The sequence below is a fragment of the Flavobacterium zhairuonense genome, from assembly GCF_004352915.1.
GTDB classification, from domain to species: domain Bacteria; phylum Bacteroidota; class Bacteroidia; order Flavobacteriales; family Flavobacteriaceae; genus Flavobacterium; species Flavobacterium zhairuonense.
Genome location: NZ_SJSY01000072.1, coordinates 183,714 through 207,201 on the forward strand (window position 1 = coordinate 183,714; position 23,488 = coordinate 207,201).

A 23,488-nucleotide genomic window follows, 5' to 3' on the forward strand; every position below is an offset into this window, starting at 1 on the left:
TTGCTGGAACTATATGGAAATAGTATTATTTACCCAGCAGATTATTATTCTACAATCAATCAAGCTTATCACAAAGGAGAATATAATCTGAGGATGAAAGCGGTTTGAAATGGAAAAAAATATCGGAAAAAGTAAAAGTAAAAATAATCTCATGTTGAAAACAGTTTTAGTAAATCGGGGGAAGTTTTTGTTTTATTTCTTTGAAAAAATATTCTCGACAACCCAAGCCGGGCCAATTAATAAAAACTGAAGATCTTTTAAGAAAGAAGGTTTTTTGCCTTCAATATTGTGTCCGTAAAATTGTCCAATCCAAGCAATGACAAATACACCAATTGAAAACATCCATAAAGGCACAAACTGACCAATGTAGTAATTTACAATAAGGCAAATGCCAGAGAAAATAGCAATTTTAACCGCCATAGCAATTGATAATCGAATGTAAAAAACGAGAACAAAAAGTAAAACTACAAAAGCCCAGTTTTCAATAATTGGCGCATTTAGTTTTAAAGTATTAGCGATAATTCCGCTCGGAATACTCATTAATAAACCAACAATCGAAAAGAAAATTGCGGGAACGCAAATGTAATGTATCGCCTTGTTTTTAGGGTTTTGATGACTTACAGCATATTCAGCAAACCATTGATCTAATGTTCTCATTTTTGTGGTTTTAATAGTTAGGTTACTGTAAATCTAATAAAATTTCTTATAGCTTTTATTTGTCTAAAGAATGAAAATGTAAGTCATAGTGAATATCCAGAACATAAGAGGCAATAAACCCAATGAAAACCATATGGATTTATTTTTTACGCTTAGATTGAAATCTTTTTTCAAAAGAAAAATTAGAAACATTAGAGATAAAACAAGAGAAAAGATGTGAAAGGAATAACATAAAATCCAGCCAATATGATAAAGCCATCTCCATTCATCAATATATCTAAATTGTTGTGTAATTCTGCTTACAAGAAAAGCTGATGCAAAAAGCGATACTATGAAGATTGAAAAGGTTTTTAAATTTTTCATTTATGAACCAACTAAATTATACTCAAACACATTATCCCACAATTCATCAATTGTGACAAGCGCTTCTTGTAGTGGAATAACTTTCCATTTTCCATCATTTTCGATTCCGAGGCCAATGCTTTTCAACTTTAGTAAAGCATCATTGACATCAAAATCCAAATCGGTATTCAATTTGGTTTTAAACCAAGATTCTATTTGATTGTCAAGTTCGTCAGCAGTTAAAGGTTTTTCGCTTTTGTGTAAAAAAGAATAGGCTAAAATAGTCTCTTTTAGAACCTCTTCTTCAGATGAATTCAAGAGCGAATAAAACGCACCGCTGTTGTTTCCGAGATTTTTGAAATATAAACTGTCAGAAAGCAATTTAGAGTATCGGATTTTTTTATTTATGAAATTGTTGTACTGGCGGAAACAATAGGCAGATAAAATTCCCAGCGCAATCAAACCTTGATTTAAGGAAGTTTTGCTGTTTAATAAATCTATGGTTTCGCCCGTTTCATAAGCATTGTACATATTGATTAAAGCCGGAATTACTTTTGCACTTAGTAATGAAATTCCACCGAAAACTCCAGGAATCCACAACAACATTTTGTCTTTGATTGACATTCTAGGAATTGCATTCGGAAAAATCGTTTCAAGGTCATTTTTTGGAACACGCTTAAAGATTTTTAAGGAGATAGAACCCGGATCAATTGGCATTTTGCCTAATTTGACTTTCTTTTTATTTAAGAAATCGGCATCGCTGTAATTGAGGTAAACTAAAACGCGATCGTAATATTCGACTTCAATTTCTTTTTTCCAGAAAAAATATTTTTTGACTTTTTCAGTTGCCTTATGATGTCCGCGCGCATAAAGTTCAAAATCTTTGAAGGCGTTGAAATCAATTTCGAGATTCAAACCAATCAAATCAGATTCTGTAAAAGCTTCGTCGAGTGTTTTTTGATCAATTCGGTAATAATTTCCACGTTCTAAAACTTGAAGTAATGTTTCTTTAAATACCAAAAAATCACTTTTGCCAATAAACTGACGACGTTCTTTTTTGCTTAAATCTGGATCAAACAAAGCATAGTTTTGTTTCAGATTTCGATTAAGGTTAAAAGATTCGTAGTGATAATAATGTTCGATAATATCAAACAATTTTTTAAAATCGGCTTCTTCTTCAGAATTTTTAGCGAAAGCAGCGATTTGCTGTTCTAATAAAAATTCTTTGTTAAACGGAATATAATGTTCTAGGCTCATCTTGATTTCTTGGCTTTAATGCGTGGCGTTTACAGAAAGCAAAAATACTGCCTGAAATTTGATTTCGAAAAAGTTTTTTTTAGAGAAAAGCTTAGGAAATAAAGGAGAAATAAAAAAGTGAGATTTAAAATCGGTTCCAGCGATTAAAATCCCACTTAAGAGTTCCAAAAAAAAAGTGACAAAATTTACCTAATTTCCCTTGGGAAATCTTATTCTACAAGAATAAATGATATTACAATTTTACTATAAAATAAAATTGTGACTATGCGTATTTATACCTGTTTTTGTGAATGAATGCAAATTTTTGGTAAATGATTTGATTTGTGATGTGAATGAAAAAAAATCCCGATAGCAAGAAGTTCTCGGGATTTAAATCTCAAAAAACACATTCATTCTATTATGCAATAGGAACGAATTTTTTTTAATAGAACCGTATTATTTCTTGCAATTTATTTTAATGTTTTTTTAATGAGTTGAGAAACAACATCTTCATGTGCTTTTTCCATTATAAAATAATCTTTCTTGATATTGTCAGCCTTAATTCCTTGAACAGAGCCGTTTATGCACTGTCTGATGTAATATTTTGAGACTTCGTATTTTAAAAACAAAGCTTCTAATATAGTAGAATTGTAGGAATTATAGTTTTTTGTTTTACTTTTGCCCATTGTTTAGTTTGTTTTAAATATCAAAACAAATATAGATGATAATTTTCAACAGTACTAAATGTTTTGAAAATAATTTCTTACATAAATGAGCATAATTCTAGATAATATTAAATGTTTGGTTGATAACGAGGGGATAGGAATAACTAAGCTAGAGGAAAAAATTGGTGCAAGTAAGGGCGTTCTATCGCGTGCTATTGCTAAAAATAGCGATATACAAGCAAAATGGATTAGTAAAATTGTTGAAATATTTCCACAATATAGTTGTGAATGGTTGATAAAAAATGAAGGCCCAATGTTGAAACGAACCCTTGATTTACAATCTGAATCTTCAAATCATAATTTTTCGTCACATTATAAAGATCTCGCTGATTCTCGAAAAGAAACAATAGAAAGCCTTAAAAAAGAAATTATGTATTTAGAGGATAAAGTTGCGGTTTATAAGAAAAGGGAAGATTAGCTGTGAATGAAATCCAACATTTCTTTTGAGTTTTGTCTAATCCGGTTTCTAAAAAACGAGAGAATTTTCTTTAATAAAAATTTCGATTCTAAAAGTTTTTGCTTAATTTTAAGTTACAATACCACCTAATCTTTTTTAAAGAAAAGAGAATCAAAACTGGCCCATGATAGTTGAAGTTTTCAAAACCAATGTGCAGAAAGAAGCCGACAAAAACTACGTTATTGCCGTTATACAAACACAATTTCCGGATTATAAAATTAATTTCGATTTAGAAGATTGTGATAAAATATTGCGGGTTGAAGGTGTTGATATAGAATCTGATAATATTATCGATTATGTGAATTGTTTAGGGTATACTTGTGTGAGGTTGGAGTAGGTGGTTAAGATAAATATATGATATATAACCGCGTAAACAGCTAGAATGTTTACGCAGTTTTTGTTTAATAAATCCTGATGATTGATTGTTGAATTTATTTGAAAGGATATACTAATGAAGCCCCTTTTACGTCAAATTGGGTTAGTGGTAATTTGTTGTTGTTTAAGTTTAAACTACAAGGATAATGCATAACCGAATAGGGATCATAGCTAGTTACTTGAATAGCTCCCATGGCTTGCTGAATTATATCTTCTCCTGCACAAGATTTATCTTTTGACCATATATGTTCATGTCTGAATCCTAGGATATGGCCAATTTCATGTCTTAATATTCCGGCACGACTGAAGTCGGTTGTGAAAAAAATTGAGTTAAGTAAAAGCATTCTTTTATATTTTTGATCATGTGGAAAAAAAGCTTGTGCGGCAAATTCTTCAGGAAAATTCACTTCTTGAACGGCAAAAAGAAGATTTTCGGGATATTCTTCTAAATCAATGTCTTGGTTGTCCAGTTTTGATAAATATTGGAATTTTATATTACAAGCTTTTGCCCAATCTTTTGTTGCGACTGCCATAGCATTGACAGCCATGTTGTATCCGTTTTGGGAAGTAAATGAATTGCGATTGATATAGTATTTTATAATAGTGCCGGGGGTCCAAATTAATGCTGTACCATTTCGATTAGTAGCCACGGTTAATTTGTTATAAGCATCATTACTTTTTTGATTATTTTTTTGTTCCCATAAATTTATTTGCTTAAGTCTTTTTTTGCAATATTCTAATAACTCAAGATCATCCATCCTAATATCACCTTCTACTATGTAATAATTACGTGTGTATTTATTTTTGCCTTTTCCAGTGGTTAAAGAAATTTTAGGTAGCACTTTTGTTAATTTTTTTTTGAGTTCATAAGCTTCGTTTTCTAATTGACTAGTTATATCCGTATAAGAAATGGTATCAAGTAAATAACGATTATTTTTGTTAATATAATTTGACATTGCAGAATCTATAGTTGTTTGTCTGATACTATCTGGAGCGACAATTTGTATATTGCTGGTTGAATCAAGCATAATTGTTGTTTCGGCTGTCGCAGTATTATTGTGATTACAGCTTGTAATAAAACAAATTGATACAATAATGATAAAAAGTTTTAGTAACTGTTTCATAGGGTGTATTTTGATTGTTTTTTTCTTGTTTGTTGTTTGCGTTGCATGAAAAAAGTTTATTTAGCTCTCGTCGTTAAAAATTGTATTGTATTGCTACATATGGTTTAAACTTTGGTACTGAGCTATATTTGAAATCCTTATCAATATCTTCTGTCCCATTAATCTTGTCACCAACTTTGAGAGTGTCTAGCTCTTTTATCCATGTCATTGCTAGCCCTCCTGCAATTGCAAACCTTCTCAATCCATTAATATTGCTTCTTAAGCCAAATCCTGTTAATAATGTTGGTATTCCCGCGTTTAAACCTATTCCGAGTTGATACATTGGATGGATTGTAGAATTAGGAATATAGTAATTGAAGTTTACCATAGTAGTTATATTAAGATTTTTTACTGCATTTTCAGTCGGAGAGCCTACATATTGTTGTCCGGTTGAATCTGATGTTGTTCCATATGTATAATATTTATAAAAAGTATAAGCAGTACCAATAGAAACTTCAGGAACAAATCTTTGAAATTTCCTTACTCTGATGCTTCTTTTCATTAACTCTTTCGGTTCGGTATTGATAATTTCGTTGTTGTCTGATAATATTAGTCCATCTTCTTTAATAGTAATCGTATATATAGAAATTTTTCCTTCTGTTGAAGGAACTTCATTAAGATGAATACACCATTTTAATTCTGGTGTTCCGCCTCCTGCTGATGCTTTTTCTTGCATTTTTTTTGCACCATTATATGCTTCTACAAGATTTGAAAGTCTTTTTACTTGCTCTTCTAATTTTGTTTGAAGTTCTTTAATGAGAGAATTGAAAATGTATTTTGCTGTAAATGCATCACGATCAGTGCAAGGATAATTTTTGACATCAGTTTGAACATTCTCAAGGCGGGTTTTTATCTTATTAAAATGATCGTTAATAAGTTGTACTTCTTTATCTACAGAAGAAAGTTGGTTTTTTGTAGTCTCTTCTTCTTCGAAAGTTATTGCTTTTAAGAATTTAAATTGTTTTATAATTTCTTCTTTTTTAGATTCTGAGAGAGTTTTATCTATTCCTTCAATAGTAGATTTAATATTTTCAAATTCGCTGCATTCGACCTCTTTCGTTATTGGTATTTTTTTCTTGTTTTTTATTACAAATGAAGATACCGATTCAGTAGGTGTTTTTAGGCCGTTTAAATTTTCAAATATTGAGCCTAATGCCTTCTCAGCGGCTGCATTTATTGGGTCAGCTATAATTTTTATTTCTGTATTGTTGGTGAAGTTTAATGGATTTAAAGGTCTTAGATAAATATTTATGCCATTTTTGTGAACTAGGTAAATTGTAGAATCTTGTAATACGGTAAAATCAACACTTTGGTCTTTTGATGCAGCATCAGCTTTTAGTTGTTTTGTTAAAATGTCATATTTTAAAAATAGACGATATCCTTTTTCTATGGGTACTCCATTTTCCAAAACGTCAGATGCTTTTTGTGCAAATATTTCTTGAGAGCAAATAAATATTATTGCAAATGTTAGTAAATGCTTAATCATAATTGTTCGTGTTTAAGTTGTTTAGATTTAGGTAATTAATTCATTTGTATTTAGTTTTTGATAAACCAGTTGTGCGTAGTCTATAGAAAGCTAAGCAATATTAACATTTGTTTAATAATTTTAAATGGGTATTTATACGTGTTTTTATTTATAAATAGAATTGTTAAAGCGTAAATGCTTGATATTTAATTATGTGTTATAATGTTTAAGAACATGAGTAAAGGCAAGAAGTGAAACATGTCTTAAAAAATATTTTCACTAAGATTTGTAAATTATTCTTGTGTTAAATCGGAAGTATGATATCTATAAATGTATTTTTTTAAATGGGAACTATGTTTATGAATTTGTAGAAATGCACAAATTATTCAATTCAAATTATCATTTTCTAATTACCGAAATTCCCTAAATTTGCGCCTTATGAAAAAAGCATTTCAACTCTTCGATTTCACACAAAAAGTCAATTATAAAAACGAAATTTTGGCTGGTTTTACGGTTGCGATGACAATGATTCCAGAATCACTGTCATTTGCTATTTTGGCTGGATTTCCACCTTTGGTTGGTTTGTATGCGGCATTTATTGCAGGATTGGTCACGGCAATTTTTGGAGGAAGACCCGGAATGATTTCGGGTGGAGCAGGAGCGACTGTTATTGTTTTAATAGCCTTGATGAAATCGCATGGAATCGAATATGTTTTTGCCGCAGTTGCGCTCGGTGGTGTCGTGCAAATCTGTATCGGACTTTTTAAACTCGGAAAATTTATTCGTTTAGTGCCACAGCCAGTGATGTTTGGTTTTGTAAACGGTTTGGCAGTTGTGATTTTCATGTCGCAATTGGAACAATTTAAAACTGTAGTAAATGGGCAAGTTTCTTGGCTTCAAGGAACACCTTTGTACATTATGTTGGGATTGGTTGCATTGACAATTTCAATTGTTTTGGTTTTCCCTAAAATTACCAAAGCAGTTCCAGCTTCGCTTGTGGCCATTATGGTTGTTTTTGCGATCGTAATTATTTTTAATATTGAAACTAAAACAGTTGAAGATATTGCATCAGTGCAAGGCGGATTTCCTCCTTTTCACATTCCGAATATTCCGTTTTCTTTTGACACTTTAAAAATCATATTTCCTTATTCCGTAATTGTTGCAGCAGTGGGTTTGACTGAAGGTTTGCTTACGCTGAATTTAGTTGATGAAATTACGGGAACTCGAGGCAATAGCAATCGTGAATGCATTGCGCAAGGAAGTTCAAATATATTAAACGGCTTTTTCTACGGAATGGGTGGTTGCCCAATGATTGCTCAGACTTTAGTGAATCTTGGAGCAGGTTCGAGAGCCAGACTTTCAGGAATTATAGGTGCTTTGACTATTTTAATGATTATACTTTTTGGAGCGCCTGTTATTGGTAAGTTGCCAATGGCAGCCTTGGTGGGAGTTATGATGATGGTGGCTATTACAACTTTTGAATGGGCCAGTTTCAAGATTATTAATAAAATGCCAAAGCATGATATTTTTGTTGGAATTCTAGTAGCTTTAATTACAATCGTACTTCATAATCTGGCTCTGGCTGTCTTGATTGGTGTAATTATTTCGGCCTTGGTTTTTGCTTGGGAAAGCGCCAAAAGAATTCGTGCTAGACATTATATCGATGAAAGTGGAGTAAAACATTATGAAATTTATGGACCGTTATTTTTTGGTTCAACCACTACTTTTTTAGAAAAGTTTGATATTCAGAACGACCCAGTTCATATTATTATCGATTTTAAAGAAAGCCGCGTTTCTGATATGTCGGCCATTGAAGCTTTAAATAAACTGACGAAAAAATACAATCAGTTAAATAAAACTATAGAGTTGCAGCATTTAAGCGGAGATTGCAGGCAATTACTAAAAAATGCCGATGCTGTTATTAAGGTAAATGTTATTGAAGATCCTACTTATAAAGTGGTTTCCTGATAATTAGAAAATAAATTAATTTACTTCTTTGGGCAGTGTTAAATGGAAAAAAAATTGGTAAAATAATTTTTAATTTAAGATATGTTGAGCTAAAAAATAAATGATTTTACTGTGACTCATAAATATCGAAAACAATAAGTTTTTTAAAACAAAAAAGCTGCAAATTTTAGTTTGCAGCTTTTTTATCGTCTTAATTGTTTTGCAACTTTATCTATTCAAATAAAATTCCAAAAAACTATTATTTTAAATAAGTAAATTTTATTAGGTCATTTGCCATTAATGTATATGACCCATTACTCGCAGGAAGATATTTTACAGTGGTGCCAGTTACAGAAATTGCGTCTTTAGAAATAACGACACCATTTACATACATTTGTACTTTTGACGCTTTTGGTGTTGCGTTTAGTGTAAAAGAGTCTATTCCGGCTGATGCAGTGGTAAACTCGTCAATAGCAAGTTGTGTTTCAAAAGTTGCAGGATCAGTCCAAACAACATTACCAACTGCATCTACTGATGTCGCTACATAGCCAACAGCAGCGCCTGTAGTGATTTGAGCTGTTGCAGTACTTGTTTTTCCTGTAGCTGTAATATTTGCCGCTCCAGTAATATTTTTAGTATTCATATTTAAATCTTGTGTTGCAATGTGATTACCAAGGTTGTCGCCTTTTGTAGCAATTGTAGCAGGATCTGTCCAAACAACATTACCAGTTGCATCTACTGATGTTGCAATATAACCAGCTGTGGCGCCTGTAGTAATTTGAGCTGTTGCAGTACTTGTTTTTCCTGTAGCAGTAATATTTGCCGCTCCAGTAATATTTTTAGTATTCATATTCAAATCTTGTGTAGCAATGTGATTACCAAGATTGTCGCCTTTTGTCGTAATTGTTGCGGGATCAGTCCAGGTTACATTACCTGTTGAATCAGAAACTGCAATTTTACCATCTCCGGCACCTGTAGTGATTTGGGCTGTTGAAGTACTTGTTTTTCCTGTAGCAGTAATATTTGCAGCTCCTGCAATATTTTTAGCATTCATATTTAAATCTTGTGTAGCAATGTGATTACCAAGGTTGTCGCCTTTTGTCGTAATTGTCGCAGGATCAGTCCAAACAACATTACCAGCTGCATCTACTGATGTTGCAATATAACCAGCTGTGGCGCCTGTAGTAATTTGAGCTGTTGCAGTACTCGTTTTTCCTGTAGCAGTAATATTTGCCGCTCCGGCAATATTTTTAGTATTCATATTCAAGTCTTGTGTAGCAATGTGATTACCAAGGTTGTCGCCTTTTGTCGTAATTGTTTCGGGATCAGTCCAGGTTACATTACCTGTTGAATCAGAAACTGCAATTTTACCATCTCCGGCACCTGTAGTGATTTGGGCTGTTGAAGTACTTGTTTTTCCTGTAGCAGTAATATTTGCCGCTCCAGCAATATTTTTAGCATTCATATTTAAATCTTGTGTAGCAATATGATTACCAAGGTTGTCGCCTTTTGTCGTAATTGTCGCAGGATCTGTCCACACAACATTACCAGCTGCATCTACTGATGTCGCAATATAACCAGCTGTGGCGCCTGTGGTGATTTGAGCTGTTGCAGTACTTGTTTTTCCTGTAGCGGTAATATTTGCCGCTCCAGTAATATTTTTAGTATTCATATTCAAATCTTGTGTAGCAGTGTGATTTCCTAAGTTATCACCAGCAAATTCTGTTCTTGATACATAACGTATTATATTGTTACTATCAATTACTAAAACAGCATCTGAGTTAGCTCCTGCCAAAAGCCCATCTAAGGCTAGAGTATATGCCGATGTTGTTTTTAATGTTGTAGCCTGTTTTAAATCTCCTCCTAATTGAATATAACCCGCGTTTGCTGTTATACCATTATTAGCATTAGGATGAATAGTGACCTTTTCCCCATTTTGGGTAACAACGGTTTTTGTTTGCGCCATCATAAAGCCACTCTGAATTAATAATAATAAGCAAGTAATTTTTTTCATTTTCGTAATAAATTTTTTATTTTTCATGTCTTAATGTGTTCTTTATTGTAATGAATTCACTTTCAGTTTAGGGTGAATAGTTTTTTGGTTTGCCCTATTAATAATTAGCTTTAACTAAATACTTAGAAAGTGTTTTGCATTTTTATCTCTAAATTTTTGACAAAAGTACCGAGGCTGTGCAAGTCGGTTTGGTTTTAAAAGTTTTTTTTGTAACAGATTAAGGTTTTTTAAATAAATATATCATAAGCCACAATGATTAGGCTGAATGTGTATTTTTAAAATATTTAGTTTGGGTTGAATAAAGAATTTAAAGTAAATTAATTGCTTTTATATTAAATAGCAGGAAGATGCTTTATTAGGGAATAAAAATCAGGTTAATTTGCCCATTTTTAAAGTGTAAATTTGATGATGGCGATTGTTTAAAGAAAGTTTATGGGCTTGTAGGTTTTGTAAGTATTTCTGAAATTTTGGACTACAACTCGGGATGTTTTTTGGTTTGCCAATAATTGGAAAATTATTATTGACGACCCCAGGTGAAGGTATGATGAGAGCTGATATTAAAGTAAGTATAACCAAGGATCCTATTAACAAGATCATGATTTAACTGGATAATTGGAAAATATGATACTTATATTGAAAATGTAAATTGTAAAGAAACACTGCTGTGCGTTTACGTCGTGTAAATCAAGCATTGTGTTTGTTTTGAGGATAAGACGCACAGGAGTGCGTCTCTACAGAAAATAGGAATTTCAAATAAAATCACCTAATTTTCTAATTGATATTTTTTTTAATTATTTACTCCAACAGGAACTTTTTTAACTTCTGAAATTAAATAGCCATCATCAGTAAAGCCTTCTATTAGAACTTGTATTTCGTTTTGATTATTCTTTGGAATTTTAATTTGAAAGTCTGAGTGATTAGTTAACTCAATGTTTGGTGACCAATTCAATGTTCCGAAATAATTAAATTCGACCTGATCTTCTAATGGTACAGTTTTGTATGTGAAATTTTGCGCAAAACCTTTTGTTACAATTAATGAGGTATGTTTTACTTTGAAATATTCGTTTTTTTGCCCGGTTTTCATGAAAATTTTAATTGTACCGTGTCCTCTTAAGGTTGTAACATCAGAGCTTCCGGTTCTATCAATGTAGATTTCATCTATTTGATCTAGCGTGAGATAGTAAAGGTCATTAAAATCATAAAGTAAAAAATTGTCAATATACACATTTGGAGGAGTCGCTGTGAGATAAGAACCCGGTGCCCAACCCTTATAAGCATCTCTGCGATCTGCTATGCGTACGGTATTAGTACTGGGATCAATGCCTGTATTGTAACCATTGGAAGATAGAAAATTTAATAAAGTCTGATGTGATTTTCCGTCAATTTTAAAGGCTTTGGCCATGAAGCTCACTTCTGATTTATGAATAAAAACTTCTTTTTGAGCAGTATTTTTTACTTCTACTTCTTTTAATGTAGTTGCTTTTGTTTTAGGCGGTGGGAAATTAAAAACATTCTCAGAGACTTTTTTTAGTGGACAGAATGTTTTTTCGAATGATGGCCCCAAAGCAAAGCGAGGTTCGTTTCTGGCAATTCGTGCTTCTATTTTAGTAGTTAAAGTGTTGTTTTTCTCATTGCTCATTTGTAAACCTAAAACAGTAGAATCCTGAACAAAAAAATGCTCAAATTTAAAATCATTATTCTGATCTATAAAGGTTTCATCAAATAGGCTGGTTTTTAATGAGAAAAGAGAAATTTTATTTTTAGAATTCGGTTTTTGTTCTCTCTCGACCTTCCCATTTATTGTAATTCCTTTTTCAAACTCATAACTGATTTTTGGCGGACCTGCTTTGATATTTTCCCATAAGTATTTGCCTTTGCTTTGTGTAACCAATAAAAGTTCGATGTCTTGTTTTCGGGTTTTATTGTCTGGATTAAAATAGAAATAAGTATCGCTTACTGGTTTGTCTAAATAGGCATTTAAGTAAAAAGTTCCCAAAATTGTTTTTTTCTGATTATTGCAAACGCTCTTTTCAGGAAGAATACTAATGCTTAAATGCGCTTTGTCAACTTCCACTTTCCCAGATAATATAATGCTGTCGTTAACTGTCGCTTTCGTTTGAATTGTTAAGGGATTTCTATCTTCTTCAATATAAGTTAATCTTTCGGTAATTTCATTCAAATCTTCATCTAAAACTCGAACAGTATTAATGCCATTTGGGAGGAATTTTTTATCGAAGAAAATAGGCAGTTCAGTTTTGTTATTGCTAAAGGTGATCTCCTGCTGCATTAAATTTTCATTTTGCTGAATGAGCACTATGAATTTTTTATTTTGAATGTCTTGAAGACCTTTTTCATTTGTTTTTAGGACAACAAGTAACTTGTTTTTAGCAGGATAATCTTTTTCGGTTAAGATTAGTCCGGTTTCTGCAATTTTGCCCAAAGAACGTTCTGTTTTTAATTTGTCATTATTTATTTTGAGCGTATATTTTTCGTTTAATTTGGCTCTTAAATAAATAATGCCATTTCCCATTCTGTTAGTATGAAAGCTTGAAATTTCATTTGATTTTGAATCCAAAATAACGCCATCTGTTATTTCTATTCCTTTTTTATTGCAGTCTGTAATCTTAATTCCAATTGTATTTACAACATCGCTTAGTATAATTCCTCCTTCTGGAAATAAGCTTATTTCTGCCGTTTCCCAACTTGGTTCATTGGTTTCAAAAGCATACGGATTATGTTTGTCAATAATTTCAATGGTTTGATTAAACGAATCGTCTTCCTTGAAATTATTCATCCAGTTCGTGTAAAAGTGAAAATGGTATTTGCCCTGTTTGAATTTTTCATTTAAATGAATGCCACCAGAAAACATACCGTTTTGAGCAAAAAGCAATTGTTTTTGCACTATTTGTTCTTCATTATTATAAATGAGTAATTGAACATTTGTAGTGGCGCTATTTGGGGAATTATTTTTTTTGCTTAGAATGTATCCTTTGAAGGCAATGGCCTCATTATTTGTATAAATGTTTTTATTAAATTGGACATGGATAATTTCTCGGTCTTCTGAAAAATAATCAGCAAGATACTTGGTAATTTTATCTTGATTGTTGATCTCTTGCGAAAAGGAATGTACGCAAAATAATAAGCCAAAAAATCGAGTGATTGATTTCATACAGAAAATATTAGGAACAATTTTAATTACCATAAAGCTATAGAATTAATTGTAATATTAATCTGTAATTCACAAAAACCGTGCAAGTTTTTTAAAGTAAGATGATTAGATAATTTGGAAATTTGTCAATTAGATAATTATATAAGCACGTTTGTTGTAGTGGCGTATATGCGTTTTGCTGGCAAAGATTTTAAAGTAAGAAACCCAACAGATTTTATAATCTGTTGGGTTTGCTTTTATGCTGTAAGAAAATTATCTAATTGACAAATTTCCAAATTATCTAATTAGCAAGCATTGTGTCGACATCACTCAATTTTCCGTCGATTTCGCCTATTTGAAGGCCTAAAATATGAGCAATTAAAGGATAAACTGAAACATTCTGAAATGTTTTGACTCTTTTGTTTACTTTAAAAGCAGGTCCTTTTGCGTAAAAAATAGCGTGCATATCTTTTTCATTATTGTCGTAACCATGAGTTCCACCTTTAATGTTTTGAGATTCTTTCGTTACTAAACTCCATCCTTTATCGGCTTCTATAACAAAATCAAGCGCGCGCGAATTTGTTCCGTAGTGCAATCTTTCGGGAGCTTCAGATGATTTCCAGAATTTGATATGAGGAACTTTTTTCAAAGCATTGGCAATAGAATCTTGATAACCAGGTTTTGCTTGCAAACTCATAATTGGATTTACAACATCTTTATAACCCAGCCATTCTGGTTTTAAATAATCTAAAACCGCTACTTTTTTATCATTGCTGATATTTGCCATTCCGTGGTCTGAAACGATGATTAAATTGATTTGTTTTCTGATAGGCAGTTGATCTAATTTTCGAGATATTTCGCCCATTATAGAATCCATTTTGATGACCATTTTTTTGTTTTCAGGTGAAAGCGGACCAAAATTATGTCCAGTATGATCTGGTTCGTCAAAATATAAAGTGATTAAATGAGGTCTTTGTTTTTCTGGAAGTTGTAACCATTTCATAACGGTATCGATTCTTGCTTCATACGGAATTTTATTATCGTATTTTTTGAAATAGCTTGGATTTCTTTTGTCAATATCAGAACCTGGCCAAAAAAAAGATGCAGTTTTTACGCCTTGTTGTTCGGCTAAATTCCAAATCGGATTTCCGCCATAAAATCTTGAATCATTTTTTGCATCGCTTGATAATGAAAAAGCTTGATTTAAAGAAGCATCATAAAAAACATTATTGATGATTCCGTGATGATCAGGATAAAGCCCTGTTACAATCGAATAATGATTTGGAAAAGTTTTGCTTGGATAAGATGGTTTCATTGATTTGGCATGAACACCTTCTTTTTCAATTTGCTTCAGATTTGGAAGATTGAATTGTTTTTGATAATCCCAACGAAATCCATCCATAGAAACTAAAACGACATAAGTGTCTTTAGTATTTTGGGCTTGTAAAAAAGTGGCAAGAAGTAAGAATGTGAAAGATAAAAGGTGAGTTGTGAATTTTCTCATTGTGCAATTTTAAATAGAACTGCAAAGGTAGAGATAACAGATTTTTTAAAGAAAAAGAGAATGTTAAATAAAAGGTTTGCCACGAATTGCACTAATTTCCACGAATTGTTTTTCTTTTTAGCCACAGATTACACAGATTAAAAGGATTTCTTTGTTAGGTACACTAAAAGATTTTTACGCAGATTTTAACAGATTTAAGCAGATTAATTTAATTTTTATCATCTATGATCTACATAAAATAAAAATCCTTTTAATCTGTGTAATCTGTGGCAAATTAAAATATGCGCAAAAGATTGAAAAAACTAATTCGTGAAAATTAGTGCAATTAGTGGCAAACAAAAAAAAGCGCCAGATAAAAATCCAGCGCTTTTAAGTTTTAAGAAGAGAATGAATTACATCATTCCTGGCATTCCGCCTCCCATTGGCATTCCGCCTCCGGCATTTTCTTCTTTAATATCAATTAATGCACATTCTGTAGTCAAGATCATTCCAGAAACAGATGCAGCGTTTTCAAGAGCTACACGAGTTACTTTTTTAGGATCGATAATTCCAGCAGTAAGCATGTCTACATATTCGTCAGTTTTTGCGTTGTATCCGAAATCACCTTTTCCTTCAGAAACTTTAGCCACAACAACAGAACCTTCAAGACCAGCGTTTTCAACGATAGTTCTTAATGGAGCTTCAACAGCACGAGAAACGATTTGGATTCCAGTTGCTTCGTCAGCGTTGTCAGCTTTTAAGTCAGCTAAAGCAATTTTAGCTCTCAATAAAGCAACACCACCACCAGCAACGATTCCTTCTTCTACAGCAGCGCGAGTAGCGTGTAAAGCATCGTCAACTCTGTCTTTTTTCTCTTTCATTTCAACTTCAGAAGCAGCACCAACGTAAAGAACAGCAACACCACCAGCTAATTTAGCCAAACGCTCTTGCAATTTTTCTTTATCGTAATCAGATGTAGTTGTTTCCATCTGACCTTTAATTTGGTTTACACGATTTTTGATGATATCAGCTTCACCAGCACCGCTTACGATAGTTGTATTGTCTTTATCGATAGAAACTCTTTTTGCGTTTCCTAACATATCGATAGTTGTATTTTCAAGAGTATATCCTCTTTCTTCAGAGATTACAGTTCCACCAGTTAAGATTGCGATATCTTCTAACATTGCTTTTCTTCTGTCTCCAAAACCTGGAGCTTTTACAGCAGCAATTTTAAGAGCACCTCTTAATTTGTTTACTACTAAAGTAGAAAGAGCTTCTCCGTCAACATCTTCAGCAATAATCAATAATGGTTTTCCTGATTGAGCAACTGGCTCCAAAACTGGAAGTAATTCTTTTAAAGAAGAAACTTTTTTGTCGTATAATAAGATGTATGGAGAGTCTAATTCAACTTCCATTTTCTCTGGATTTGTTACAAAGTAAGGAGAAAGATATCCTCTGTCAAACTGCATTCCTTCAACAACGTCAACGAAAGTGTCGGTTCCTTTTGCTTCTTCAACAGTGATTACACCTTCTTTTCCAACTTTAGCAAAAGCTGTAGCGATTAATTCACCAATAACATCGTCATTGTTAGCAGAGATAGAAGCAATTTGTTTGATTTTATCAGAATCGCTTCCAACAACTTTAGCTTGTTTTGCTAAGTCAGCAACGATAGTTTCAACAGCTTTGTCGATACCGCGTTTTAAGTCCATTGGATTTGCTCCAGCAGCAACGTTTTTAAGACCTTCTTTTACGATAGCTTGAGCTAATACAGTTGCAGTTGTAGTTCCATCTCCAGCTAAATCATTGGTTTTAGAAGCAACTTCTTTTACCATTTGCGCACCCATGTTTTCTAATGCGTCTTTCAATTCGATTTCTTTTGCAACAGAAACACCATCTTTAGTAACTGTTGGTCCACCAAATGATTTCCCTATAATTACGTTACGACCTTTTGGTCCAAGCGTTACTTTTACAGCATTTGCCAATGCATCAACACCACGTTTTAAACCGTCACGTGCTTCAATATCAAATTTTATATCTTTTGCCATTTTAATTTTTGTTTAAAGTTTGATTTGTTTCAAGTTAAATGAAGTTCTTAATTCTCAATACTTCGTACTTAATACAATATTTTTTTAGATAATCGCTAAGATGTCATCTTCGCGCATAATCAAATAATCAGTACCTTCTAATTTTAATTCAGTACCAGCATATTTTCCGTAAAGAACAGTATCACCAACTTTTACAGTCATAGTGTGATCTTTAGTTCCGTTTCCAACTGCAACTACAGTTCCTTTTTGTGGTTTTTCTTTGGCAGTATCTGGAATAAAAATACCTGAGGCAGTTTTAGTTTCAGCTGCAACAGGCTCGATAAGTACGCGGTCTGAAAGCGGTTTAATGTTTAAAGCCATGATTTTATATTATTAATTAAGTTATACGTTTTTTATTGTTCAATAAACTTTCAGAAATTGTGCCATGCTCAATAAACTGACATTATTTCTTAAAAAAAATGCCAGCTTTGACAGGCTGGCATTAGATTTTATATCAAGCTATAATTATTTAGCTGGTGCTGCCGGAGCAGGAGTTTGTTGTGCTGGTGCTGCAGGTGTATTTGCAGGAGCTTCTGTTTTTTCAATAATCTTAGATCCAGTATCATTTAATGAACCAGTAAAGCTTAAGCTTGAAAGGATAACTAAAACGATCAAAACTGTAGCTAATGTCCAAGTACTTTTGTCTAAAAAGTCTGTTGTTTTTTGTACACCACCTAACATTTGAGTTCCGCTGATAGTAGAAGATAATCCTCCTCCTTTAGGGTTCTGTACCATAATTACTACGATCAATAGAAAACAAACTATTGTGATTAAAACTAAAAAAATTGAAAATGTGCTCATTACTTAATTATTGTTATTGTTATTTTGTTGTAAAATCTTTATATCCGATATGCGGTCTGCAAAGAAAGTAATTTTTTCTGGATATTTCAAAATTAATATTTCATATGCTTGAATTGCCTTTGTGTATTTTTTTTGTTCCAAATAAACTCTGGCTAAAGTCTCTGTCATTAAGTATGAGCTGTCGTCTTTATTGATGTCAAGCTGGGCAGTTGCAGTTATTGCAGTTTGCTTTATCGGAGAGATTTTTGGGTTTGCTTCAATAAATCGGTCGATTATGTCGGCTTTTTTCTTCTTCTCTTCTTCGGCTTTTTCTTCTGGATCAACAGTTCCTAATGTTTGTTCTGCAATTTCAACAGGATTTTTTATCAGATTGTTTTCCATTGGTGCTTCTTTGGTTCTGTCAATAGGCTCAGTTCTTGCTAATTGCAACCATTCTTGAAATGAATGCGTTTCATTTCCTGAAAAATCCAATGGTTTTCCAATTTCTAGATTCTCTTCTGCAGTTTTTACTGCTTCAGGGATTTCGATTTTTTCTGGTTCTGAGATTGTTTCAGTTTCTTGAATTACAATTATAGTTTCGGGAACTTCGATTTCTTTTGATTCTTCAGTCGCTACAGTTTCTTCAATAGACAATACTGTTTGCGGTGTTTCAATTGCTGTAGGTTCTTCCGTTATCGTTTGTTCTGCAATAATCGTTGTTTCTGGAATTTCAGTCACGGCTACAGCAGGCTCTGGCTCTTCAATAGTTTTAGCTTCTTCAAAAATTACATTTCCTGCTTCTTTTATAGCATTATATACCGATTCTTCAATTGGATCAATTCGAATACTCGGAATTTCATCGTCTAATCTATCTTCTAGAAAGGTTCGACTTTCCTTAATAATAGGTGTTTCTTCAACAACTGGAATTTCTTCCTTGGCAGAAAGTTCAATTGGCTCTTCAATAACAGGTTCAATTGGCTTTTCTTCAACTTTTATTGGTTCTTCAAAAGTTACAGTTGTGGCTTCTTTTATAGAATCTAAAATCGATTTTTCGATTGGATCGATTCGGACTTCGGCAAGTTTCTTTTTTTCTTCTGCCGAAATAATTTCGACATCAAAAACCGTTATGTTTAAAAGATCTCTTAGTTTTCGGTCATAATACGCGCCCTGAATTGGCGTGAATTCTTCCGAAGTAATAAAATCAAATAGAACCGAACGATCAGTGGTATGGGCAGCCGTAACTTTTAGGGCATAATTATACTTAAAGCTGTTTTGTTTGTAAAGTCCTTTTAATCGCAATGCGCGCGCACTTTGAAAATATGGAAATTCATTCAAAACACTTCCTAATGTTTCTGCCTGTTTTTCTGTAACGGTGTCAGGTTTATTGATTAGGTATGTATAATCGGTTACGTTCATTTTTACTGTTTAATCGTTTATTTGTTTAACTGTTTAATCGGAAAATCTGTCTAATCGATCTAACGATTAACCGATTAAACTATAAAATTACCATTTAGCCAATGACTCATTAAAAATATCCTGAGTAATTCTTTCAAAAATAGTTTGGATTGCATTGCTTAAAACTGCTCCCGTTGGAAGATCTGTTCCTGGGAAGTCGTTATAAAATTCAAATGTTCTTTCAAAATCATCCTTTTCATTTTTCTTGTTTGTAAAACGAACATTTACACGAATTGTCAAACGGTTTTGTGCGGCTCCAACGCTGCCGTCTGCTGCAACGGCTGTTGCTGTCATCGGGCTTATTCTATAATCTACGATTTCACCTTCGTAAACCAAATCACCACTGTTGCTTACCAAATTCAGGTTGGTTTGATTCATAATCAAATCCTGAAGCGCCAATGTAAATTGTCTGTCGATTCCAGGCTCAACTAAGTCAGCATTGTTTTGAAAAAAGTTAACTTGAAAAGTTTTTGCATCAATATTTCCTGTTCCAGTGAAGTTGTAAACATTGCATCCGCTTAACAAGAACAGACTTAAAAGTGCAAATAGTGAATATATTTTTTTCATAATATTTGAAGAGGAAATCCCAATGTTTTAAATATCAAATTCCAATTGTGTCCAAATATAGGTAATTGGAATTTGGAATTTTAAAATTGTAATATTAATTATTTTATAAATCGAATTGTTTGATTTTGCGATATAAAGTTCTTTCTGAAATGCCTAATTCATCAGCCGCAGCTTTACGTTTTCCTTTGTTTTTCTCTAATGATTTTTTGATCATTTCGATTTCTTTTTGTTCCAGACGTAAAATTTCTTCTTCTTCGATTGTTTCAGCAAATAGATAGTTGTCGTCTTGAATTTGATAGTTTTCTTCACGAACAGCTGGAGTTGTCATTACCGCAGTTCTCGGTTCTTCTTCAAAATCAATTTCACTATCGTTTTGCTGGTTTCCATATATTTTCTGAATTAAATTCGGATTGATATCCTGCACTTTTGACGAACCATTTTTCATGAGTTCCAAGGTCAGTTTTTTCAAATCGTTCAAATCGCTTCTCATATCAAAAAGCACTTTGTACAGAATATCTCTTTCAGTACTGAAATCGCTTTCTTTTTTGCTGTCGCTAATCACAGAAGGCAAATTGCTTCCTTCGGCAGGTAAGTACGATTGTAAAGTTGCTAAAGTAATATCTCTATTTGTTTCTAAAACAGAAATTTGTTCTGCTACATTTCGAAGCTGACGAATATTTCCGCTCCATCTGAATTTTTGCAAAAGCTGAACGGCATCATCATCCAGTCTTAAAGGTGGCATTTTATATTTATGAGCAAAATCGGCCACAAATTTTCTGAATAATAAGTGAATATCGTCGTTTCTTTCGCGCAAAGGAGGTAATGTAATTTCAACTGTGCTTAAACGATAGTACAAATCTTCACGGAATTTTCCTTTTTCGATCGCATTAAATAAGTTCACATTTGTTGCCGCAACAATACGAACATTCGTTTTTTGAACTTGTGAAGAACCAACTTTTATAAATTCACCATTTTCCAAAACACGAAGTAATCTTACCTGAGTTGTCAGTGGTAATTCACCAACTTCATCTAAGAAGATTGTTCCGCCGTCTGCTACTTCAAAATAACCTTCACGAGTGCTTGTTGCTCCTGTAAAAGCGCCTTTTTCGTGACCAAAAAGTTCGCTGTCGATTGTTCCTTCTGGAATTGCACCGCAGTTTACGGCAATATATTTACCATGCTTTCTGTGCGAAAGCGAATGTATTATTCTAGGAATATTTTCTTTACCAACACCACTTTCCCCAGTTACCATTACTGAAATATCAGTTGGAGCAACCTGAATGGCTTTTTCAATGGCACGATTTAATTTCGGATCATTACCAATAATCTCAAATCGCTGTTTTATTGCTTGAACTGTTTCCATATAGATTTTTGTTTCAAGTTTTTTATTTGTTTCAGACTTCGCCTAAAACTTTGGCTTGTATTTTTGTTTGCCACGAATTTCTTGAATTTTCTCGAAATCGGGCTAATGAACAACTCTTTTTTAGAAGTAATTGAAATTAACCACAAATTACACAAATTAGCGCAAATTCAGTTTATGAATTTATCAATCTTTTGTGTACTAATGATTTGTTTTGAAAGTTTGCAATTATTCCGACAGGAGTATCGGCAAGCTTCATGTAATTTAATGTTTGAGCAAGATGGTCATTGCTAATTTCCCTTACTGATTTTACTTCTAATATTATATCTTCATAAACTATAAAATCGGCATAAAATTTATGAGGCAAAATAACTCCTTTGTATTCTATAGAAAATTCCTTTTCTCGATGATAAGGAATGTTATTGTTTTTAAATTCGATTTCTAATGCGTCTTTGTATACAATTTCAAGTAATCCAGGCCCCAATAATCTATGTACTTCCATGCATATGCCTACAATTTGATAATTTTGATCTTTCTTGTAGTAATATTCGTTTGTATCAATCATCAATAATTAATTTGCGGAAATTTGTGAAATTTGCGGTTAAAAAACTAATTCATTTCAGAATATCCTACTGCTTCTCCTTTTAAGGTTCCAGAAGTACAGCTTGTAATTTTTACGTTTACGAAATCTCCAATTTTATAATTCTCTTTTGGGAAAACCACCGTAATACTTTGAGAATTTCTTCCAGAGAATTCGTCTTTAGATTTTTTAGAAACTTTTTCTACTAAAACTTCAACCGTTTTTCCGACAAATTCCTCACTTCTAAACCAAGCGTGTTTTTGCTGTAAATCGACAATCTCCTGTAATCTTCTGGCTTTAGTTTCTTCCTCAACATCATCTTTCATTTTTCTTCCAGCCAAAGTTCCAGGGCGTTCAGAATACGAATACATATAACCGAAATTATATTTCACATATTCCATTAAACTCATTGTATCTTGATGATCTTGTTCAGTTTCAGTTGGAAAACCAGCAATCATATCTTGCGAAATTGAAGCATCTGGAACAATCGTTCTAATTTTATCAATCAAAGCCATATATTCTTCACGAGAGTGCAAACGATTCATTTCTTTTAAAATTCTATTACTTCCAGACTGAACTGGCAAGTGAATATGTTTGCAGATATTCGGATATTTCGCTATAACGTGCAAAATGCTTTCGTGCATATCCTGCGGATTTGAAGTCGAAAAGCGAATACGCATTTTCGGAAAACCAACAGCAACCATTTCCAATAATTGATCAAAATCAACCGCAGTTGCTTTTTGCATTTCAGAAGCGTTAACGAAATCTTTTTTCAATCCGCCACCGTACCAAAGATAGCTGTCAACGTTTTGTCCAAGAAGTGTAACTTCTTTATAGCCATTATTCCATAAATCTTGAATCTCATTCATTATACTTTGCGGTTCACGGCTACGCTCACGTCCACGCGTAAAAGGCACAACGCAAAACGTGCACATATTATCGCAACCACGAGTAATCGAAACCAAAGCTGTAATTCCGTTGCTCATTAAACGAACAGGCGAAATATCTCCGTAAGTTTCTTCTTTTGATAAGATTACATTAATGGCGTCACGGCCTTCTTCAACTTCAGCCAATAAATTAGGAAGATCTTTATAAGCGTCTGGACCAACAACAAGATCAACTATTTTTTCTTCTTCCAAAAACTGACTTTTCAAACGTTCCGCCATACAGCCCAAAACACCCACTTTCATTTTTGGATTCGTACGTTTTACCGCATTGTATTTTTCAAGACGTTTGCGAATAGTTTGTTCTGCTTTATCTCGAATAGAACAAGTGTTCACCAAAACCAAATCAGCTTCTTCAAGAACTGAAGTTGTGTTATATCCTCCGTCAGACAAAATCGAAGCTACGACTTCACTGTCCGAAAAATTCATCGCACAGCCGTAACTTTCTATAAATAGTTTTTTAGTATTCTCAGGTTTATTTTCCAAAACAAGACTTTCGCCCTGTTTACTTTCTTCAATAATCTTTTCCATTGTAAAAATTCAAAGTGCAAAGATAGGTTAAATGTGTTTAATCTGACAAGATGTCAGATAAAGAATTAACAATGTTTTTCGAAATTGGGATAGATTATCTGTCTGTAAACTTTAATATAGAAAATAGACAAAGGATAATTCATAACTCACAATTTATAATTCATAATTATCAAGA

At 32.9% G+C, this 23,488-nt stretch carries 19 protein-coding genes; 3 read left to right on the plus strand and 16 right to left on the minus strand.

Features of this window, described 5'->3' with window-relative positions:
• Positions 1-192: 192 nt before the first annotated feature.
• The 3 genes from EYY60_RS11165 to EYY60_RS11175 all read right to left on the minus strand — a co-directional run bounded on the left by EYY60_RS11165 (position 193) and on the right by EYY60_RS11175 (position 2,921).
• Positions 193-657 (minus strand): Mpo1 family 2-hydroxy fatty acid dioxygenase, encoded by a 465-nt coding sequence (locus EYY60_RS11165; RefSeq protein ID WP_132989419.1) that lies wholly within the window; start codon positions 655-657, stop codon positions 193-195.
• Positions 658-1,020: 363 nt separating this feature from the next.
• Positions 1,021-2,256 (minus strand): TMEM143 family protein, encoded by a 1,236-nt coding sequence (locus tag EYY60_RS11170; RefSeq protein WP_132989420.1) that lies wholly within the window; start codon positions 2,254-2,256, stop codon positions 1,021-1,023.
• 449 nt (positions 2,257-2,705) lie between these two features.
• Positions 2,706-2,921: a hypothetical protein gene (locus EYY60_RS11175; protein WP_132989421.1), complete on the minus strand. Its 216-nt coding sequence runs from the start codon at positions 2,919-2,921 to the stop codon at positions 2,706-2,708.
• Positions 2,922-3,006: 85 nt separating this feature from the next.
• Between EYY60_RS11175 and EYY60_RS11180 the strand changes: the two genes are divergently transcribed.
• The gene (locus EYY60_RS11180; RefSeq protein WP_132989422.1) at positions 3,007-3,378 is read left to right on the plus strand and encodes a hypothetical protein; all 372 of its coding nucleotides are present in this window, start codon (positions 3,007-3,009) and stop codon (positions 3,376-3,378) included.
• Between the two features lie 163 nt (positions 3,379-3,541).
• Positions 3,542-3,754, plus strand: coding sequence for a hypothetical protein (locus tag EYY60_RS11185; RefSeq protein WP_132989423.1), 213 nt, complete (start codon positions 3,542-3,544; stop codon positions 3,752-3,754).
• A 94-nt stretch (positions 3,755-3,848) separates the two neighbouring features.
• On the opposite strand, the gene EYY60_RS11190 is transcribed toward EYY60_RS11185, so the two are convergent.
• Positions 3,849-4,916: a M57 family metalloprotease gene (locus EYY60_RS11190; RefSeq protein ID WP_132989424.1), complete on the minus strand. Its 1,068-nt coding sequence runs from the start codon at positions 4,914-4,916 to the stop codon at positions 3,849-3,851.
• 73 nt (positions 4,917-4,989) lie between these two features.
• Complete coding sequence (locus EYY60_RS11195) at positions 4,990-6,441, minus strand: hypothetical protein (protein WP_132989425.1); 1,452 nt, start codon at positions 6,439-6,441, stop codon at positions 4,990-4,992.
• Positions 6,442-6,858: 417 nt separating this feature from the next.
• Here EYY60_RS11195 and EYY60_RS11200 point away from each other — a divergent pair, with 417 nt between their 5' ends.
• Positions 6,859-8,388: a SulP family inorganic anion transporter gene (locus EYY60_RS11200; RefSeq protein WP_132989426.1), complete on the plus strand. Its 1,530-nt coding sequence runs from the start codon at positions 6,859-6,861 to the stop codon at positions 8,386-8,388.
• Between the two features lie 238 nt (positions 8,389-8,626).
• Here EYY60_RS11200 and EYY60_RS11205 read toward each other — a convergent pair whose 3' ends face one another.
• From EYY60_RS11205 to miaB, 11 genes are all read right to left on the minus strand, one after another.
• On the minus strand, positions 8,627-10,381 hold the full coding sequence (locus EYY60_RS11205) for a beta strand repeat-containing protein (RefSeq protein WP_132989427.1): 1,755 nt from the start codon (positions 10,379-10,381) through the stop codon (positions 8,627-8,629).
• A gap of 787 nt (positions 10,382-11,168) precedes the next feature.
• Positions 11,169-13,550 carry a hypothetical protein gene (locus EYY60_RS11210; RefSeq protein WP_132989428.1) on the minus strand — a complete coding sequence of 794 codons (2,382 nt, stop codon included), beginning with the start codon at positions 13,548-13,550 and terminating at the stop codon, positions 11,169-11,171.
• 280 nt (positions 13,551-13,830) lie between these two features.
• Positions 13,831-15,033, minus strand: a complete 1,203-nt coding sequence (locus tag EYY60_RS11215; RefSeq protein ID WP_132989429.1) for an alkaline phosphatase family protein — start codon at positions 15,031-15,033, stop codon at positions 13,831-13,833.
• A gap of 392 nt (positions 15,034-15,425) precedes the next feature.
• Entirely contained in the window at positions 15,426-17,057 is a 1,632-nt protein-coding gene (groL, locus tag EYY60_RS11220; protein WP_132989430.1) for a chaperonin GroEL, read from the minus strand.
• 84 nt (positions 17,058-17,141) lie between these two features.
• The gene (locus EYY60_RS11225) at positions 17,142-17,417 is read right to left on the minus strand and encodes a co-chaperone GroES (protein ID WP_008467105.1); all 276 of its coding nucleotides are present in this window, start codon (positions 17,415-17,417) and stop codon (positions 17,142-17,144) included.
• A 144-nt stretch (positions 17,418-17,561) separates the two neighbouring features.
• Positions 17,562-17,897 (minus strand): preprotein translocase subunit SecG, encoded by a 336-nt coding sequence (gene secG / locus EYY60_RS11230; protein WP_132989431.1) that lies wholly within the window; start codon positions 17,895-17,897, stop codon positions 17,562-17,564.
• A 3-nt stretch (positions 17,898-17,900) separates the two neighbouring features.
• On the minus strand, positions 17,901-19,292 hold the full coding sequence (locus EYY60_RS11235; RefSeq protein ID WP_132989432.1) for a tetratricopeptide repeat protein: 1,392 nt from the start codon (positions 19,290-19,292) through the stop codon (positions 17,901-17,903).
• An 87-nt stretch (positions 19,293-19,379) separates the two neighbouring features.
• The gene (locus EYY60_RS11240; protein ID WP_132989433.1) at positions 19,380-19,898 is read right to left on the minus strand and encodes an LptE family protein; all 519 of its coding nucleotides are present in this window, start codon (positions 19,896-19,898) and stop codon (positions 19,380-19,382) included.
• A gap of 103 nt (positions 19,899-20,001) precedes the next feature.
• A complete protein-coding gene (locus EYY60_RS11245) occupies positions 20,002-21,261 on the minus strand; it encodes a sigma-54 interaction domain-containing protein (RefSeq protein ID WP_132989434.1) in 1,260 nt (419 codons plus the stop codon).
• A gap of 172 nt (positions 21,262-21,433) precedes the next feature.
• Positions 21,434-21,823, minus strand: coding sequence for a GxxExxY protein (locus tag EYY60_RS11250; RefSeq protein WP_026730541.1), 390 nt, complete (start codon positions 21,821-21,823; stop codon positions 21,434-21,436).
• A gap of 44 nt (positions 21,824-21,867) precedes the next feature.
• Positions 21,868-23,313 (minus strand): tRNA (N6-isopentenyl adenosine(37)-C2)-methylthiotransferase MiaB, encoded by a 1,446-nt coding sequence (miaB, locus tag EYY60_RS11255; RefSeq protein ID WP_132989435.1) that lies wholly within the window; start codon positions 23,311-23,313, stop codon positions 21,868-21,870.
• Positions 23,314-23,488: the final 175 nt, after the last annotated feature.

Coding starts and splice junctions, on each gene's coding strand:
- EYY60_RS11225 (WP_008467105.1), bottom strand. CDS start 17,417: ATGGCTTTAAACATTAAACCGCTTTCAGACCGCGTACTTATCGAGCCT.
- EYY60_RS11200 (WP_132989426.1), top strand. CDS start 6,859: ATGAAAAAAGCATTTCAACTCTTCGATTTCACACAAAAAGTCAATTAT.
- EYY60_RS11210 (WP_132989428.1), bottom strand. CDS start 13,550: ATGAAATCAATCACTCGATTTTTTGGCTTATTATTTTGCGTACATTCC.
- EYY60_RS11250 (WP_026730541.1), bottom strand. CDS start 21,823: ATGATTGATACAAACGAATATTACTACAAGAAAGATCAAAATTATCAA.
- EYY60_RS11165 (WP_132989419.1), bottom strand. CDS start 657: ATGAGAACATTAGATCAATGGTTTGCTGAATATGCTGTAAGTCATCAA.
- EYY60_RS11180 (WP_132989422.1), top strand. CDS start 3,007: ATGAGCATAATTCTAGATAATATTAAATGTTTGGTTGATAACGAGGGG.
- EYY60_RS11205 (WP_132989427.1), bottom strand. CDS start 10,381: ATGAAAAAAATTACTTGCTTATTATTATTAATTCAGAGTGGCTTTATG.
- EYY60_RS11190 (WP_132989424.1), bottom strand. CDS start 4,916: ATGAAACAGTTACTAAAACTTTTTATCATTATTGTATCAATTTGTTTT.
- EYY60_RS11185 (WP_132989423.1), top strand. CDS start 3,542: ATGATAGTTGAAGTTTTCAAAACCAATGTGCAGAAAGAAGCCGACAAA.
- EYY60_RS11235 (WP_132989432.1), bottom strand. CDS start 19,292: ATGAACGTAACCGATTATACATACCTAATCAATAAACCTGACACCGTT.
- EYY60_RS11240 (WP_132989433.1), bottom strand. CDS start 19,898: ATGAAAAAAATATATTCACTATTTGCACTTTTAAGTCTGTTCTTGTTA.
- EYY60_RS11195 (WP_132989425.1), bottom strand. CDS start 6,441: ATGATTAAGCATTTACTAACATTTGCAATAATATTTATTTGCTCTCAA.
- groL (WP_132989430.1), bottom strand. CDS start 17,057: ATGGCAAAAGATATAAAATTTGATATTGAAGCACGTGACGGTTTAAAA.
- EYY60_RS11245 (WP_132989434.1), bottom strand. CDS start 21,261: ATGGAAACAGTTCAAGCAATAAAACAGCGATTTGAGATTATTGGTAAT.
- miaB (WP_132989435.1), bottom strand. CDS start 23,313: ATGGAAAAGATTATTGAAGAAAGTAAACAGGGCGAAAGTCTTGTTTTG.
- EYY60_RS11170 (WP_132989420.1), bottom strand. CDS start 2,256: ATGAGCCTAGAACATTATATTCCGTTTAACAAAGAATTTTTATTAGAA.
- secG (WP_132989431.1), bottom strand. CDS start 17,897: ATGAGCACATTTTCAATTTTTTTAGTTTTAATCACAATAGTTTGTTTT.
- EYY60_RS11175 (WP_132989421.1), bottom strand. CDS start 2,921: ATGGGCAAAAGTAAAACAAAAAACTATAATTCCTACAATTCTACTATA.
- EYY60_RS11215 (WP_132989429.1), bottom strand. CDS start 15,033: ATGAGAAAATTCACAACTCACCTTTTATCTTTCACATTCTTACTTCTT.